Source organism: Niveispirillum sp. GW835-FHT14G11 (assembly GCF_058793615.1).
Genome location: NZ_JBXAFZ010000013.1, coordinates 12280 through 30111 on the forward strand (window position 1 = coordinate 12280; position 17832 = coordinate 30111).

The window sequence follows — 17832 nt, forward strand, 5'->3', positions numbered from 1 at the left end:
AAGCGCTGATGCGTCGGGCGCTGGCGGAAATCCGCCAGTTGCGGGCCCGCGTGGCGGAGCTGGAAGCCGGGCGCGACCGGGCCGTCGCCATCATCGGCATCGGCTGCCGCTATCCCGGTGGCGGCGATACGCCCGATCGCTTCTGGCAGGGGACACGCGACGGCCAGGATGCCATCGGCCCCTATCCGCCGTCCCGGCTGAAATCCTTCACCAGCGCGCCGGCCCCTGTACCCGATGCCGCCCTGCTGGGCGGGTTCCTGCCCGATATTGACGGGTTCGATGCCGGGTTCTTCGGCCTGTCCCCGCGAGAGGTGCGGTCGATGGACCCGCGCCAACGCCTGCTGCTGGAGGTCTGTCATGAGGCGCTGGCCGATGCGCTGATCCCCCCATCCAGGCTGGCCGGCAGCGCCACGGGCCTGTATCTGGGCCTCTACAATGACGATTTCGCCCAGTTGCATCTGCGGCTGGATCGGCCGGACGGGCTGGATGCCTATCTGGGGACGGGCCTTTCGCATTCCATTGCGGCGGCGCGGCTGTCCTATCTGCTGGATCTGCGTGGCCCGGCCCTGGCGCTGGATGCCGCTTGTGCATCGTCCCTGGCGGCGGTGCATCTGGCCTGCGCCAGCCTGCGGGCCAGGGAAAGCGATCTGGCCCTGGCGGGCGGGGTCAACCTGATCCTGGCGCCGCTGTTCGGGATGATCACCGATGCCATGGGCATGATGGCCCCCGATGGCCGGTGCAAGCCGTTCGATGCGAGGGCCGACGGGTTCGTGCGGTCGGAAGGGTGCGGTATGGTCGTGCTGAAGCGGCTGTCCGACGCGCTGGCCGATGGCGACCCGATCCGGGCCGTCATCCATGGCAGCGCCATGAACCAGGATGGCGCCACTAACGGCATCACCGCGCCCAGCGGCAAGGCCCAGCAGGCGGTGATCCGCGCCGCCCTGGCCGATGCCTCGGTAGCCCCCGCCGATATCGGCTATGTCGAATGCCATGGCACCGGCACGCCGCTGGGCGACCCGGTGGAGGTGGACGCCCTGGCGCGGGTCTATGGCGGCGGGCGGGCCGATGCCTGTGCGCTGGGTTCGGTGAAGGGCAATATCGGCCATGCAGAGGCTGCCGCCGGCATTGCCGGGCTGATCCGCGCCGTGCTGGCGGTGGAAAAGCGGGAAATCCCCGCCATGGCGCATTTCAACCGGCTGAACCCGCATATCGATCTGGGCACCGGCCTGACGGTGCCGGTCGCCCCCGCCGCCTGGACGGGCGGGGCGCGCCATGCCGCCGTCAGTGCCTTCGGCTGGTCGGGCGCCAATGTGCATGTCGTGCTGGGGTCGGCACCGACGGGTGATGTCGTTGCCCTTGTGGACCGGCTGGGTGCAGCCGGCCATCTGCTGCCCCTGTCGGCCGCCAGTGCCGAGGGGCTGGCGGATCTGGTGGGCCAGGTGGCGGGCTGGCTGCGGCCCGATACCGATCTGGCGGCCCTGTGCCGTGCCGCCTGGCACGGGCGCGACCATTATCGCCACCGGCTGGTGCTGCGCGCCAGCACAGTGGACGAACTGGCGGGAAAGCTGGCGGCACGACCGGCGGGGACGCGGGGCGGCCCGGCCCGTACCGTGCTGATCTTCCCCGGTCAGGGTGGGCAATGGCCGGGCATGGGCCGGTCGCTCTATGCCGATGACCCGCTGTTCCGCGATGCGTTCCAGGCCATCAGTGCGGCTGCTGAACCCTTTACGGAGCGTCCGCTGGTGGATGAACTGCTGTCCGCCGACCGGTTCGACCGCATCGATGTCATCCAGCCGCTGATCTTCGCCCTGCAGGTGGCGCTGGCCGGCTGGCTGCGGACGCATGGGGTGCGCATCGACGCCGTGGCCGGGCACAGCATGGGGGAAGTGGCGGCGGCGTGTGTGGCCGGTATCCTGTCGCCCGCCGATGCCGCCCGCATCATCGCGCGGCGCAGCCGGCTGCTGCGCTCCATCGCCGGACAGGGGGCCATGCTGCTGGCCGAACTGGATGCGGCAGAGGGGGAGGCGGTGCTGGCCCCCTGGCGCGACCACCTGTCCGTGGCCGCCATCAACGGCCCGCGTACCCTGGTCTTCTCCGGCGATCCGGATGCGGTGGATGCCTTGCGGCAGACGCTGGAACTGCGGGGCACCTTCTGCCGTCCGGTCAAGGTGGATGTGGCCAGCCACAGCCCGCAGGTCGATCCGCTGCTGTCTGATCTGACGCGTGAACTGGCCGGCATCGCTCCGCGTGCGGGCGGGGATGTGGCCTTCTATTCCACGGTGACGGGTGGTCCCCTGCCGGGGACGGCGCTGGATGCGGCCTATTGGGGCCGCAACCTGCGCCTGCCTGTGCGTTTTGCCGATATTGTGCAGCGCTTGCGCGCCGATGGCTTCGGCACCTTTGTGGAGGTCAATGCCCATCCCGTGCTGGCACCTTCCCTGCGCGACTGTCTTGGTGATGCCGCCCATGTGGTGGAGACGCTGCGCCGGGAGGAGGGGGAGGCTGATGCCCTGCTGGACGCGCTGGGCGCCATCCATACCAGCGGCGGTGTGGTGGACGCAGCCGCACTCTATGCAAGGCGTCCGGCTTTGCGTTTCCCCGCCATCGGCTGGGCCCGGACCGACCATGTCCGCCCCGTGCTGCCCGTGGCCGGCACGGTGGCGGAAGCGGCGGAATTCCACGCCATCGATTGGCAGCCGTTGCCCGATGGGCCGCTGGCCGCGACCGGCCGCTGGCTGCTGATTGATGGCGGCCCGGCGGCGGATGATGGCCTGGGCGCGGCGCTGGCCGATGCCCTGTCGGCGGCGGGTGCCGCATCAATGGTGATGGGGGTGTCCGCCCCGGAAAAGATCGGGGATGTGCTGACGGCGGACGATCTGGCGGGCTGCGTCGGCATCGTCTGGCTGGCCGGCCGCGCGCCTTTGGACGGTGGGGACGGCGATCCCGTGGCAGCGCAGGAATGGCAGGCCGTCGCCGCCCTGCGGCTGGTCCGTCACCTTGCCCTGCTGCGTCCCGATGGTGACCTGCCGCCGCTCTGGCTGGTGACGCGCGGGGCGGAGGCGGTGGAGACGGGAACCTTGCCGTTGCCGTCCGGCCCTGCGGTCGGCCAGGGGGCGATGCGTGGCTTCCTGCGCGTTGCGGCGACAGAACAGGCGGGCGTACCTCTGCGTCTGGTCGATCTGCCGGCCCGGCCAGGGGTGGCAGAGGCCGACTGGCTGGCCCGGCACCTGCTGGCCGGCGGGGATGAGGATCAGGTGGCGCTGCGCGGTGGACGGCGTCTGGCGGCCCGGCTGGTCCGCTGCGCTGCGATTGTTCCGCACGGGGCCCCGCGACTGGACCCGGAGGGGGCCTATCTGGTCAGCGGCGGGCTGGGCGGGATCGGCCTGCGATTGGCCGAACAACTGGCCGCCTGGGGCGCGCGGCATCTGGTATTGCTGGGCCGGCGGGGGCCGGGGCCGGCGGCGGAAGCTGTGTTGGCCCGGCTGGCGGCTGCCGGCATCGTGGTGCGGACCTTCGCCGTGGATGTGGGCGATGCGGATGCGCTGGGCCGGGTGCTGGACGATGTGCGCAAAACCGCCCCGCTGCGCGGCATCTTCCATGCCGCCGCCACGCTGGATGATGCCGTCATCGATAATCTGACGCCGGAACGGATGGCAACGGTGCTGGGGGCGAAGCTGGCCGGCGCCTGGAACCTGCACCGCCTGACCCTGGCCGACGATCTGGGCCTGTTCGTGCTGTTCTCCTCTGCCGCTGGCTGGCTGGGCACGCCGGGGCAGGCCAATTATGCCGCCGCCAATACCGCCGTCGATGCCCTGGCCGGGTTGCGGCTGGCCGCAGGCTTGCCGGCCCATGCCGTGGCCTGGGGGCCCTGGACGGATGTGGGGCTGGCGGCGGCGGATGCGCGGCGCGGGGAAAGGCTGGGTGCGCGCGGGCTGGCCGGCCTGTCGCCCGATGCCAGCCTGGCGGCGCTGGGCCGGTTGATCGCCGGTCCGGGCGGGGTGTGGGCGGTGATGCGCCTGGACCGTGATGCCTGGGCCGACCATTATCCGGGTGCTGCCGCGCGGCCCTTCCTGGCCGGTGCCGGGGTACCGCCGCAGGCCGTGTCGGATTTCGCCAGGGCCTTTGCCGATGCCGCCGCTGGTCGGCAACTGGCCCTGCTGTCGGCGGAGATCGCCGCCGTGCTGCGCACCGATCCGGCCAAGGTGCCGCCCGACGAGCCGCTGCGCAGCCTGGGGCTGGACAGTTTGATGGCTTTGGAACTGCGCAACCGGCTGGAACGGCTGACGGGGTTGCGCCTGGCCGCCACCCTGGCCTGGACCTGCCCGACCCCGACCCTGATGGCCAGCCATCTGGCGGAAAGGTTGCGGCCAGCCGGCACACCTGCGCCGGTTGCCATGCCTATCCCCGCCGCCCGGCTGGATGCCGATATCGACGCACTGTCGGATGAGGAAGCCTTGGCGCTGCTGACCCTGGGGGGTGCGGCATGACCGACCTTCCCGCCATGATCACCGCCGAAAAGCGTGCCTTACAGGCGCGGCGGGTACGCCAAGATCCCCAGGTCCAGGCCCTGCTGATGGGCGAGCCGCTGGCCATCATCGGCATGGGCTGCCGCTTCCCCGGCGGGGCGGACGGGCCGGATGCATTCTGGCGTTTGCTGCTGGACAAGGTTGATGCCATCGGTCCCGCCCCCGCCAACCGCTGGTTCGGCGACGGGGAGCGACCGCTGGGCGGATATGTCGAAGGGCTGGACGGGCTGGATATCGGTTATTTCGGCCTGTCGGCGCATGAGGCGGCCTGGATCGACCCGCAGCAGCGCCTGTTGCTGGAAGGGACGATGGCGGCCCTGGATGATGCCGGCCTGACGCGCGCCGCCCTGACCGGCAGCCGCACCGGCGTGTTCGTGGGTGCCTGCATCAGCGACTATGTCCGCCGGTCGCTGGCACCGGGGCGGATACCCGATCCCTATGCCGTGTCGGGCATCGCCGATGCCATCCTGGCCAATCGCCTCTCCTACCTGCTGGACCTGAACGGCCCCAGTCTGGCCGTGGACACCGCCTGTTCGTCGGCGCTGACCGCCTTCCACATGGCCTGTCAGAGCCTGCGCACGGGCGAGAGCGACATGGCCATTGTCGGCGGGGTCAATGCCATCCTGTCGCCGGAGATCGGCCTGTCCCTGGGGCAGGCCGGGATGCTGGCCCCCGACGGTCGCTGCAAGAGCTTCGATGCCGCTGCCGATGGTTTCACCCGTGGGGAGGGGGCCGGTGCCGTGGTGCTGCGGCGGCTGGCCGATGCCATGGCGGCGGGTGATCGCATCCATGCGGTCCTGCGGGGCAGTGCCATCAACCAGGATGGCCGCAGCAACGGCCTGACGGCCCCCAACCCGCTGGCCCAGGAACGGGTGATCCGCGCGGCGCTGGACAATGCCGGCATCGCCCCCCATGCCGTGGATTTCGTTGAAACGCATGGTACCGGCACAACCCTGGGCGACCCGATCGAGGTGCAGGCCCTGTCCGCCGTTTACAGCGTTCCGGGGCGGGCCGGACCGCTGCGCATCGGGGCGGTGAAGGCCAATATCGGCCATCTGGAAGGTGCGGCGGGCATGGCCGGGCTGATCAAGGCTGTGCTGTGCCTGAAACACGGGACGATCCCCGGACAGGTGCATTTCACCCGGCCCAACCCCAATTTCGGCCCCGGCTTTGACCTGCATGTGCCGGTATCGGCGGAACCCTGGCCAGCCCTCGCCGACGGATCGCGTCGCTTCGCCGGGGTCAGCGCCTTCGGCTTCGGCGGCACCAATGTGCATCTGGTGCTGGAGGAAACGCCACCGGCCCTGGCCCGGTCGGTGCCGTCCCCGGTCGCCGGTGCTGCATTGCTGGTCGTGACGGCAGCCGACCCGGTGGCCCTGTCCGCCCGGGCGCTTCAGGCGGCGGACATGCTGGCGGCGGGGACGGATCTGGCGGGCCTGCAGGCCACCCTGACCCGACGGTCCAGCCCGCTGGCGCACCGGCTGGCAGTGACGGGTGATGGTGCAGAAGAACTGGCTGAGCGGTTGCGCGCTGCGGCGGGCGGGGCGACTGGTCCCGACATTGCCGTCGGCACGGTTACGCAGGATGTGGCAGGCCCGGTCTTCGTCTTCACTGGACAGGGCGGGCAATGGGCGGGAATGGGTCGGGGCCTGCTGAGCCTGCCCGCCTTCCGTGCGGGGCTTGAACCCTGCGATCTGGCCCTGCGCCGGGCCGAGGGCTGGTCGCTGATCGAGGCGTTGGAACAGGGGCGCGACCTGACGCCGACGGAACTGGCACAGCCGGTGCTGGTCGCGGTGCAGGTGGCGCTGGCCCGGCTGTTGGCCAGCCTGGGGCTGAAGCCGGCCGCCGTCATCGGCCATAGCGTGGGGGAGATCGCAGCCGCCATCGTCGCCGGTGCCCTGAGCGTGGAGCAGGGTATCGCCATTGCCGCGGCGCGCGGCCGGCTGATGGCCGGGCTGGCGGGGCAGGGCTGCATGGTGGCGGTCGATCTGGCACCCGATGCCGTGGCACCGGCCCTGGCGGGGCTGGATGTCGATATCGCCGCCGTCAACGGGCCGGCGTCATTGGTGCTGTCGGGCACGCCGGAGGGGGTAGAGGCGGCGATCACCCGTCTGAACGTGCCGTCGCGGTCGCTGCCGGGTGCCTATGCCTTCCATGGGCGGCAGGTGGCGGGGGCGGTGGAGGCGCTGGCATCATCGCTGGCCGGGCTGGTGCCGGCCGCACCCGCATTGCCGATGATCTCCACCGTCACCGGCGGGCCGGCCCCGCGCCTGGACGGTGCCTATTGGGGCCGCAATGCCCGCGAAACTGTGGCTTTCGCCGCCGCCTCCGTCCACCTGCTGCAGGCCGGCCATCGCTGCTTTGTCGAGGTGGGACCGCACCCGGCCCTGCTGTCCGGCATCGCCAGATTGTGGGCCGCGCGGGGCGGGGAGGCGGGGGATCTGACCCTGGTGCCCACCCTGCGCCGCGCCACAGATGACCGGTTGAGCCTTCTGCGCTGCGTCGGCGACCTGTTCGTGCGCGGCTTCACGCCGGACTGGGACACGCTGGGCGTCAAGGCGGGCCGGGTGACGCCCCTGCCGCCATATCCCTGGCAGCGCCGTGTCTGCTGGCTGCCGGAGCCCGTGGCGGCACCTCCGCCGGTGACGACGGAACCGGGGGAAGCGGCACTCTATGCCGTGGAATTCACCGATGCGCCGGCGGCTGCGGTTGCGGCCCCCGGTTCCTGGGCTGTCCGGGGGGCGGGCGCGCTGCATGACGCCCTGGCCTCCCGCCTGGGCACCGGCGGCGACAGGCAATTGCTGGTGTTGCAGGGTACAGGCGATGATGCCGCCGCCGCGGTTGATGCTTGCGATCATTGCCTGCGGGTGGTGCGTGAGGCCGATGGTCCGCTCTGGCTGGTCACCGGCGATCCACGGGTCGATCCCGTGGCCGGTGCCTTATGGGCGCTGGTCGAAGGCATCGGCTGGGAACTGCCGGGCCGCATCGCCGCGGTGATCGGGGCTGGCGACGACGTTGCCCTGGACCGGGTCATCGATGAATTGGGGCGGACCGGCGGGCGCATCGTGCTGGCGACGGACCGCCGGCTGGTGCCGGTGCTGCGCCGGCAGGAGGCCGTTGCGGCGACCCCCGCCATCGATCCGGCCGCATCCTATCTGGTGACGGGCGGTCTGGGCGGGATCGGGCTGGCCTGTGCCGGCTGGCTGGCCGATGCCGGTGCCCGCCATCTGGTGCTGGCGGGCCGGCGGGCACCGTCGGCGGATGCGCTGGGCGTGCTGGATGGCCTGCGCCGGCGGGGTGTGGTGGTGGAGGTCGCGGCCGTCGATATGGGGAATGCGGCCCATGTCGCCCGGTTGCTGGACGGGTTCGGCAGTGATTGGCCGGCCCTGCGCGGTGTGGTGCACGCGGCGGGTGTGCTGCGCGACAGCCTGCTGCGTGGTCAGGACCGCGAGGCCCTGTCCGACATCTTCGCGGCCAAGGCCGCCGGTGCGGATTTTCTGGACCGGCTGACGGAAGGGCACCGGCTGGATTTCCAGTTGTTCATGTCGTCGATGGCCGGGCTGTTCGGGGCGCTGGGCCAGGCGGGCTATGGTGCTGCCAACGGCTTCCTGGACACGCTGGCCCGGCGGCGTCGGGCCAGGGGGCAGGTGGCGGCCAGCATTGCCTGGGGCCCCTGGCAGCAGGTTGGCATGGCCGCAAATCTGGGTGCCGATGCCGCCGCCGGCCGGCGGGCGAAGGGCATCGGGGCGCTGTCGAATGCGCAAGCGCTGTCCATGCTGGGGCCGGTGCTGGCCGGGGCCACCGCACCGGTGACGGCCGCACTGCGCCTGGATTGGGCGGCGTTCCATGCGGCACTGCCGCAAGGGGCCGGACCCTTGGCGGCCAGTGTGCAGGTATCGTCTGCCACCATGCCCAAGGTGCCGCCCGTGCCCGATGCATTGGCCGCCCTGTTGGCCCTGCCGCCGCTGGCAAGGCGCGGCCGGCTGCGGCTGCTGGTGGGTGAGGCGCTGGCGGCGGTGATGGGCGGCGGGGTGCCCGACCCCAATCGCGGCTTCTTCGACCAGGGCATGGACAGCCTGATGGCCATGGCCCTGCAAGCCAGGCTGAACCAGGCGCTGGGCGGCATATTGGGGCCGACCGCCGTGTTCGAGCATGCCACCGTCACCGCGCTGGCCGACCATCTTCTATCACGGCTGCCGGGCACTGTCCCGCCCGCCACGCCTGTGGCCGCACCTGCGCGGCCGTCAGAAATCTTGTCCGACCTGCTGGCCGCACTGGATGCCGCGGCGGGCCCGCAAACCGCAGAAAGGGGAAGGGGCTGATGGCGACCTATTATGTCGGTCTGGCCGCGTCGTTCCATGATCCCGCCATGGCCATCGTGGCCCCGGACGGGGAGGTTCTGTTCGCGGAGGCGCAGGAACGCTATCTCCAGGACAAGCGCGCCTTCAACGCCGTGCCCGACCATATCCTGCGCGCGCCTAAGCTGATCCGCCAGTATTGTGGCAAGGATGCCGAGGTGGTGGTGGCCGTCAGCTGGAGCAAGAAGGTCCTGAAATCGCTGTGGACCTCGTCGCTGGTGGATGTACCGGGGATCGGCGGGCTGCTGCGGCCGGTGAATGATTTCTTCATGGCGCGCAGCGACCATCTGGTCTGGCCCTGGCCGCGCTTCGACCATCTGCGCCAGGGCATGTTGAGCACGCTGAGCCTGGCCGGCCATAATCTGGGGGCGCTGCGCGACCAGGGGTTCACGGTGGCCGGCATCCGCCGCTACGACCATCACCTGACCCATGCCGCCACCGCCTGCTATACCAGCCCGTTCGAGGAGGCGGCCTGCGCCGTCATCGACGGGTATGGGGAGTGGAGTTCCACCAATTTCTACAGCTGGCGCGACGGGGCCTTCACATCCCTGGCGGCCAAGCCCAAGGCCCTGGCCCAGAATTCCGGCAGCCTGGGCATGTTCTATTCCAAGGTCTGCGCACTGTGCGGCTTCGACACGGTGCAGGGGGAGGAATGGAAGGTCATGGGGCTGGCACCCTATGGCAGCGTGGATGCGGAATTCTATGAATTGCTGCGCCCGCTGGTGCAGGCCGACGGCCTGGCCCTGCACAACCCGCAGGGCCGCGACACGGGCCGGCGCCTGAAAGAGGTACAGGCGCTGATGGCGGCGGCCAAGGCCGATCCGGACCCCACCATCTATCAGCGCCGCCGGGCCGATCTGGGCCGCACGGGGCAGGAGATTTTCGTGGAGGTGGCAGGCGAGTTGCTGGCGGCCCTCTACGCCGTGCATCCCAGCGACAACCTGGCCTTCGGCGGCGGTTGCGCGCTGAATTCATCCTATTCCGGACGCATCCTGTCCAGCACGCCTTTCAAGGCCCTGCATGTGCCCATGGCACCGGGCGATGATGGCAACGCGCTGGGGGCGGCGCTGCTGGCCTGGGCGGAGGATCATCCGGGCCAGGATCGGGCGGGCGCGGGCCGTACCCTGTCGCCCTATCTGGGCAGCACGGCCGCGTCTTCGGCGCTGGAGCGCATGGTGCGGTTCGGCGGCTTTACCAGCCTGCAGCATCTGCCGGACGGACAGGTTGTGACCAAGGCGTCGCAATTGCTGGCCGAGGGGCGCATCATCGGCTGGTTCCAGGATCGGGCGGAGTTCGGCCCCCGTGCCCTGGGCAACCGTTCCATCCTGGCCGACCCGCGCGACCCCGCCATGAAGGACCGCATCAATGACCGGGTGAAATTCCGCGAGGAATTCCGGCCCTTCGCCCCCTCCATCCTGCATGAGCACGGGCCCGACTGGTTCGAGGATTACCAGTCCAGCCCCTATATGGAGCGCACGCTGGTCTTCCGACCGGAGGTGCGGGAAAAGGTGCCGGCCGTGGTGCATGAGGATTTCACTGGTCGCCTGCAATCGGTGACGGAAGAGATCAACCCGCGCTATCACGCGCTGATCAGTGCGTTTCACGGGCTGACGGGCGTGCCGATGCTGCTGAACACCAGCTTCAACGTCATGGGCAAGCCCATCGTGCATTCGGTGGAAGATGCCATCGCCGTCTTCGCCACCAGCGGCCTGGATGCGCTGGTGATCAACGATTACCTCATCGAGAAGCAAGGGGCCGGAGCATGAGCGAGCTTGGGATCGGCGGCGGCACGGAACGCAACGTGGCCGCCTTCTATGACAATGCCAACGGCTTCCTGACGGAGAAGAGCGGCTTCTTCAACCAGGGCTACTGGAAGGACGACCCGCAAAGCCAGGACGAGGCCTGCCGCGCCCTGGTGCGGCTGGTGGGACAGGCGGCGGGGCTGGGCAAGGGTGACAAGGTGGTGGATGCCGGCTGCGGCCATGGCGACCAGATCCTGCACTGGATACAGGATTTCGACGCCGCTCATGTCACCGGCATCACCCTGTCGCTGGCCCAGATTCAGGGGGCCCATAACCTGTTGCAGAAGGCGGAGATTGCCGACCGCGTCACCCTGCACCGCATGTCGGCCACCGATCTGGACCTGCCCGACAGCAGTTTCGACAAGGTGGTGGCGGTGGAAAGCGGGCACCATTTCGACACGCGCGCCGATTTCTTCGCCGAGGCCTTTCGCGTGCTGAAGCCGGGCGGGCGTTTCGCGGCCTGCGACATCCTGCCCATGCCGCGCGCCCTGGCGGGCAAGTTCGGCTGGGTGGTGGACGCCATGCGCCGCTTTCCCAACAAGGCGATGATGCCGGCCGCCAATGTCGTGGACCGGTCGGTCTATCGCGACCAACTGCTGGCGGCGGGCTTCACCAATGTTCAGGTGGTTTCCATCCGCGAGCATGTCTATGCCCCCATGGCCCGCAACCTGCGCAAGCGCCTGGACGCCGGCGAGATCAGCCCCTGGACGCCGTTGGCCCAGGTTTCGCCCTCCATGCTGTTCAGCCGCGACCGGCTGCATTATGTGCTGGCGCTGACGCAGATGCTGGGTGCCATCGGCAGCGACCTCACCTGGCCCGGCACCGAGCGCGCCTGCGAACATGGGCCGCTGGATTACATCCTGGCGGCGGCGGAGGTTCCGGGGACGTGACGGACGATAACGCCCATCGCGCATTGCTGGCCCGTGCCGCAGCGGAGATCAAGGCGCTGCAGGCGCGGCTGGATGCCGCCGCCGATGCCACCCCCATTGCCGTGATCGGGGCCGGCTGCCGCTTTCCCGGCGGGGCTGACGGCGTGGATGCCTATTGGCGTCTGCTGGCGGCTGGCGGTGACGGTATCAGGCCGGTGCCGGACGGGCGCTGGGACATGGACCGGCTGTTTGATCCGGAACCGGGCTGTCCCGGCAAGCTCTACACGCGGGCCGGTGGGTTCCTGGATGATGTCGACCGGTTCGATGCCGGCCTGTTCGATATCCCCGATGCCGAGGCCGACAGTATGGACCCGCAGCAACGGCTGATGCTGGAAGCCGGCTGGGCGGCGCTGGAACATGCCGGTATCGCGCCCGCCACCTTGCGCGGCAGCCGCACGGGCGTGTTCGTGGGCATCGGGCTGGATGATTACGCCCGGCTGATGCAGGCTGACGGGGTGGGGACAGACCGCATCGATCCCTATCGCGGCACCGGCACCGGCTTCTGCTTCGCGGCGGGGCGGCTATCCTATGTGCTGGGGTTGCAGGGGCCGAGCCTGTCGCTGGATACGGCCTGTTCGTCGTCTCTGGTGGCGGCGCATCTGGCCTGTCAAAGCCTGCGGGCCGGGGAATGCGACATGGCGCTGGCCGGCGGGGTCAACCTGATCCTGTCGCCCGACCTGACAATCTATCTCTGCGGCCTGCGCGCCCTGTCGCCCGATGGCCGTTCCAAGACCTTCGATGCGTCCGCCGACGGCTATGGGCGGGGTGAGGGGGCGGGCTTCGTGGTGCTGAAGCGGCTGGACGACGCGCTGGCGGCGGGCGACCGCGTGCTGGCGGTGATCCGGGGATCGGCGGTCAATCATGACGGGGCCAGCAGCGGCCTGACTGTGCCCAATGGCGAGGCGCAGCAGGCGGTGATCCGCGCCGCCCTGGCCCAGGCGCGAGTGCAACCTTCAGCCGTCACCTATGTGGAGACGCATGGCACCGGTACGTCGCTGGGTGATCCGATCGAGGTGGCGGCATTGGGTGCCGTCTATGGTCCGGGACGCGAGCGGGTGCTGCATCTGGGGGCGGTGAAGGCGCATATCGGGCATCTGGAGCCGGCGGCGGGCATCGCCGGGCTGATCAAGCTGGCCCTGTCGCTGCATCACGGGACCCTGCCGCCGCAGCGGCCGGTGGCGCGGCTGAACCCTGCCATCGACCTGGATGCCATCAACGCCAGGCTGGCGGCGACGGCCCAGCCCTGGACCGGGGAGCGTCTGGGCGCCATCAGCGCCTTCGGCCTGTCGGGCACCAATGCGCATATGGTGCTGGCGGGGGTGGAGACGGTGACGGCGCCGGCTCCCCACGCCCGTCCCGTGCATGTCCTGGCGCTGGCTGCCGGTACACCGGCGGCCTTGACTGCCGATGCGCAATCCATTGCCGGCAGGCTGGCCGATGCATCCGACAAGGAGGCCGCCGACCTGATTGCCGCTGTTTCCCGTACCCGCAACGGCTTGCGTTATCGCCGCGTGCTGGTGGGGACGGCCGCTGAAATCGCGTCGGCCGCCGTTTCCTTGTCACCGCCGACCCGTGTCGGTGCCGCGCCGCAGGTGGCCTTCCTGTTTAGTGGCCAGGGCGCGCAATATGCCGGCATGGGGTGCCAGCTTTATGAGACGGAGCCGGTATTCCGCGCCGCCCTGGACCGGTGTGCTTCCCTGTGCGCCGATCTGGGCGTGCCGCTGCTGGATATTCTGTATCCCGCAGATCCAGCCGACCGGCGCATCGACCATACCGGCTTCACCCAGCCGGCCTTGTTCAGCCTGTCGGTGGCGCTGCTGGCCCTGTGGCGAAGCTGGGGCGTGAACCCCGCCGCCGTCATGGGCCATAGTGTCGGTGAGTTCGCCGCAGCCTATGCCGCTGGCGTGCTGGGGCTGGAAGATGCGCTGGCGCTGGTGGTGGAACGCGGGCGGCTGATGGGGGCGCTGCCGACGGGCGGGGCCATGGCGGCGGTGGCCGTCAGCATCGACCGGGTGGCCCCCCTGGTGGCGGCTGATCCCGACCGGCTGGCAGTCGCTGGCCTGAATGCGCCCGATGAGGTGGTGATCTCCGGCACCGTCGAAGCCGTGCGCCGGGCTGGTCAGGTGTTGCAGGCAGAGGGGGTGCGGGTGCGCGACCTGACGGTCAGCCACGCCTTCCATTCTCCGCTGATGGACCCGGTGGTGGATGCCTTTGCGGCCAGTGCCGCCGGCTGCGACATTGCCGATCCGGCCACCCCTCTGGTTTCCAACGTCACGGGCGGTTTCGCCGATGCCGGTCTGCTGCGCGATCCGGCCTATTGGGGTCGGCATCTGCGGCAACCGGTGCGGTTCGCCGATGGCATGGCGGCGCTGATCGCGGCTGGCTGCACACATTTTTTGGAAATCGGGCCGGGGGCGGCCCTGTTGGGGCTGGGCCGGCGCGTGGCGGGCGATGCAAACCCCGATCTGCGCTTTCTGCCGTCGCTGCGGGCAGGGCAGCAGGATGGGCGCGTGCTGCTGGGCAGCCTGGGCACACTGTATGAGGATGGGGCCGCCATCGACTGGGCTGCGGTGCATCGTGGTTTCGCTGACCCATCGGCGCGTGCCCCCACCTATCCGTTCCAGCGCAAACGCCACTGGTTCCAGCCGGGCCGCGTGCGGGCCGACATCCAGGCCACGGGTGGGGCGGCCTTGGTGGGCACCCGCCACCGCTCCCCCGCCCGCACCGTGGAATATCAGTCGCGCTTCGATCTGGGCACCCAACCGATCCTGGGCGACCATGTCGTCTATGGCCGTGCCGTGGTTTCCGGCCCGACACTGGTATCGCTGATGATGGAGGCGGCGCGCGACCTGCTGGCCGGGCGGCCGGCAGAGGCCAGCGCCATCGCCTTCCTGGAACCCGTCATCCTGACCGATGCGATCAGTCGCACCGTCAGCCTGACCCTGTTCCCGGACGGCCCCGACCGCTGGCGGGTGGAGCTGCAAAGCCTGATCGACGGGGCGGATGATGATGCCTGGACCCTGCACGCGACGGCAATCATCACGCACGCCAATGTCCCCGCGGATGTGGCACCCTCGCTGGAGGTGATCCGCGCCCGCTGCCCCGATCTGGTGACGGGCCGGGCACTCTATGACGATGTGCAGACCCGCGTCGGCTTCACCTTTGGTCGCTCCTATCTCTGGGTCGATACGATCTGGCGGCGCGAGGGGGAAGCCATCGGCCGCATGCGCGCCCCGGAACCGTCCGACCGGCGCGATGGCAGTTTCGCCTTCCATCCCGGCCTGCATGACAGTTGCTATCAGGTGTTTGGTGCGGCGTCGCAGTCGGTGATGGGCACCGACCTGTCGGTGGCCGTGATCCCCGTGGGTGTGGACAGCTTCCGCTTCTTCGGGGATGCACGTGGCGATCTGGTCTGTCATGCCGTGCTCTGGCCGGGGGAGGCTGGGCGCGACGACATGTTCGCGGGCGATTTCACGCTGTATGACGCCGCCACGGGCCGGGTGGTGGCCGAGGCACGCGGCCTGCGTCTGCGCCGCGCGCGGCGTGATGTGATGATGCGGGCCCTGTCGGCTGGCGATGCCGGACCGCTCTACCGCCTGGACTGGAAGAAGCTGCCCCCAGCCGTCGCCGCCAAGGCCGGGCGCTGGCTGCTGGTCGGTGATGATGCCGCCCCGCTGGCCGAGGCGCTGCAGGACGGTGGGGCGGGCAGCGTGCAGATCATCGGGCTTGATGGGTTGGCCGGGGCGCTGGCGGCGGTGGCCGACGGGGTGGCCTTCGTGGTGCCGCAGAATGTCGACGTGCGGGCGGTCATCGAGCCGGCATTGAAGATCGTGCATTCATTGACGGCGGCACCGGGCACGCCGCGCCTGTGGCTGGTCACCCGCACGGAGAATGTGGCCCATGCGACGCTGTGGGGCCTGGGGGCGGTGGTCGCCTTGGAACAGCCTGACCGTTGGGGTGGGCTGGTCGATCTGGCAGCACCCGGTCCCGCCGACTGGCGGGCCGTGGCAGCACACCTGCTGGCCGGTGGACCGGAGGACCGGGTGCGGATCAGCCAGGGTGCCGTGGAGGCGGCCCGGTTGGTGCCAGCCGGCCCCGCAGGTGCGCTGCCGGCCATCCGTGCCGATGCTGGCTATCTGATCACCGGCGGGCTGGGTGAACTGGGGCTGGCCACGGCTGAATGGCTGGTGGGCCAGGGGGCACGCCATATCACCCTGACGGGACGCCGGGGCGGTGCGGTGCCGGCGTCGCTGGCGGACCTGGGGGCGGATATCCGGGTCGTGGCCGTGGATGTCACCGACCGTGCCGCCATGGCCGACCTGATCGGGGAGATGGATGGCGTGCGGCGGCCGGCATTGGCGGGGCTGTTCCATGCCGCCGGCACATTGGCTGACCGCACCCTGACGGGGCTGGATTGGGCGGCGACGGAACCGGTGCTGTCGCCCAAGCTGACGGGGGCCTTGATCCTGGACGAGTTGACGCGTGATCGCGGCTTGGACCTGTTCGTCTGCTATTCGTCGGGTGCTTCGCTGATCGGCTCCCCTGGGCAGGGTAATTACGCCGCCGCCAATGCGACGCTGGACGCGCTGTGCCGGCGGCGGGCGGGGTTGGGTTTGGCTGCCCTTTCCATCAATTGGGGTCCCTGGGCCGGCGGTGGCATGGCCGCTGTGCGCGATGCCACCGCCTGGACGGCGCGCGGCGTGCGGCCCTTTACACGGGCGGAGGGGATGGACCTGATCGGCAGCACCTTGTCGTCGGGGTTGGCGCAGGTGGCGGTGCTGCCCGTCGATTGGGGCCGCTATCTGTCGGGCGCGGGTGCCACGCGCGCCGGCCTGTTCGACGCCGTTCGCCCGCGCGCCAAGGTGGATGCCGGGGTGGAACAGAATGTCTTCGCCGACTGGCAGGCCCGGCTGGAGGGGGCCGCAGCGGAGCGGCGGCGGGAGGTGCTGGAGGATCTGCTGCGCCCGCCCATGATCGCCGCCACCGGTCTGCCGGTCGGGATGGAAGTGCCGGCGCGCAAGGGCTTCTTCGATCTGGGCATGGACAGCCTGATGGCCATCGAATTCCGCAACCGGCTGCAATCCCTGCTGGGCCGCCCGCTGCCGGCCACGCTGATCCTGGACCGGGCCAACCTGCACGCCCTGGCCGGGTACCTGCTGGACCATCTGTTCGGCCTGGCCGAAAGCCCCACCCCCGCCCCGGCGGCGGTCGCATCGGCCGACAATGCCGACCTCGACACGCTCAGCGATGACGAGCTGACATCCCTGCTGATCCAGGAACTGGAGGACACGAGATGAGCCCTGCCGCCACGCCGGTTCTGAAGGGGGAGAATGGCACCCCATCCGCCAGCCTTGCCGCCGTCTATGGCGCGGCCAAGGCGTTGGGACGGGAAAGCCTCTATCTCAATCTCGGCTACTGGGCCGATGCGCCTGCCGATTACGATGCCGCCGCCGCCGCCCTGGTCGATCAGGTGGCCGATGCCGCCGGTATCGGGGAGGGGGATGTGGTGCTGGATGCCGGCTTCGGTTTCGGCGATCAGGACATCCGCTGGGCCGAACAGCGCAAGCCGGAACGCATCATCGGCGTCAATGTCATCCCCAACCAGATCGAGGCCGCCAAGGCGCGGGTGAAGGCGGCGGGGCTGGATGGGCGGGTGGAACTGCACCAGGCCGATGCCACGCGCCTGCCGGTGCCGACCGGGTCGGTGACACGGGTGGTGGCGGTGGAATCGGCCCTGCATTTCGATAGCCGCGCCGATTTCTTCGCAGAGGCTTACCGGGTGCTGGACCATGGCGGGCGGATCGCCTTGGCCGACATCGTGCCGCGCCCTGACCGGCCGCTGGTGGCCAAGGTTGTGGATCTGCTGGCCTCCCGCCTCTGGGCCATTCCGGCGGAAAACCTTTACGATCTGGGCACCTATGCCACCCGGCTGGAACAGGCGGGCTTCGTCGATGTGGAGGTGCGGGACCTGTCGCAGGAAGTGTTCGTCGGTTTCGGCAAGCATGTGATGGAGATGCTGGGCGATCCGGAAGCGGTGAAGCGGCTGGGGCTGGAGACGCTGTTGCAATGGCACCAGTCCACCCTGGCCGTGCTGCAATTCCAGTATGTGCTGGTCAGCGCCCGCAAGCCGGCGCCGCCACTGGCCGCCGCTGAAGCGGCCTCCCCGCGGCGTGGCGGGCGGCGGGCCAAATCCGCGTCCTCGGGTGAATAAGGCCCA

6 protein-coding genes are annotated in these 17832 nt (G+C 70.0%); all 6 read left to right on the forward strand.

What is annotated here, in order from left to right; all coding sequences use genetic code 11:
- The first annotated feature begins 8 nt into the window (after positions 1–8).
- The 6 genes from AC1Q7F_RS22640 to AC1Q7F_RS22665 are packed head-to-tail and all read left to right on the forward strand — an operon-like array spanning position 9 to position 17826.
- The gene (locus AC1Q7F_RS22640; RefSeq protein ID WP_492510813.1) at positions 9–4487 is read left to right on the forward strand and encodes a type I polyketide synthase; all 4479 of its coding nucleotides are present in this window, start codon (positions 9–11) and stop codon (positions 4485–4487) included.
- Entirely contained in the window at positions 4484–8848 is a 4365-nt protein-coding gene (locus tag AC1Q7F_RS22645) for a type I polyketide synthase (RefSeq protein WP_492510814.1), read from the forward strand. Before AC1Q7F_RS22640 ends, AC1Q7F_RS22645 begins: the two co-directional genes overlap by 4 nt.
- Positions 8848–10650, forward strand: a complete 1803-nt coding sequence (locus tag AC1Q7F_RS22650) for a carbamoyltransferase family protein (RefSeq protein WP_492510815.1) — start codon at positions 8848–8850, stop codon at positions 10648–10650. Before AC1Q7F_RS22645 ends, AC1Q7F_RS22650 begins: the two co-directional genes overlap by 1 nt.
- Positions 10647–11576, forward strand: coding sequence for an SAM-dependent methyltransferase (locus tag AC1Q7F_RS22655; RefSeq protein ID WP_492510816.1), 930 nt, complete (start codon positions 10647–10649; stop codon positions 11574–11576). The genes AC1Q7F_RS22650 and AC1Q7F_RS22655 overlap by 4 nt, the downstream gene beginning before the upstream one ends.
- Entirely contained in the window at positions 11573–16912 is a 5340-nt protein-coding gene (locus AC1Q7F_RS22660) for a type I polyketide synthase (RefSeq protein WP_492510817.1), read from the forward strand. The genes AC1Q7F_RS22655 and AC1Q7F_RS22660 overlap by 4 nt, the downstream gene beginning before the upstream one ends.
- Positions 16909–17826, forward strand: a complete 918-nt coding sequence (locus AC1Q7F_RS22665; protein ID WP_492510818.1) for an SAM-dependent methyltransferase — start codon at positions 16909–16911, stop codon at positions 17824–17826. Before AC1Q7F_RS22660 ends, AC1Q7F_RS22665 begins: the two co-directional genes overlap by 4 nt.
- Positions 17827–17832 lie beyond the last annotated feature (6 nt).

Excerpts from the sequence above, each read along its gene's own strand:
- AC1Q7F_RS22645 (WP_492510814.1), top strand. The coding sequence starts at position 4,484 with ATGACCGACCTTCCCGCCATGATCACCGCCGAAAAGCGTGCCTTACAG.
- AC1Q7F_RS22655 (WP_492510816.1), top strand. The coding sequence starts at position 10,647 with ATGAGCGAGCTTGGGATCGGCGGCGGCACGGAACGCAACGTGGCCGCC.
- AC1Q7F_RS22665 (WP_492510818.1), top strand. The coding sequence starts at position 16,909 with ATGAGCCCTGCCGCCACGCCGGTTCTGAAGGGGGAGAATGGCACCCCA.
- AC1Q7F_RS22650 (WP_492510815.1), top strand. The coding sequence starts at position 8,848 with ATGGCGACCTATTATGTCGGTCTGGCCGCGTCGTTCCATGATCCCGCC.
- AC1Q7F_RS22640 (WP_492510813.1), top strand. The coding sequence starts at position 9 with ATGCGTCGGGCGCTGGCGGAAATCCGCCAGTTGCGGGCCCGCGTGGCG.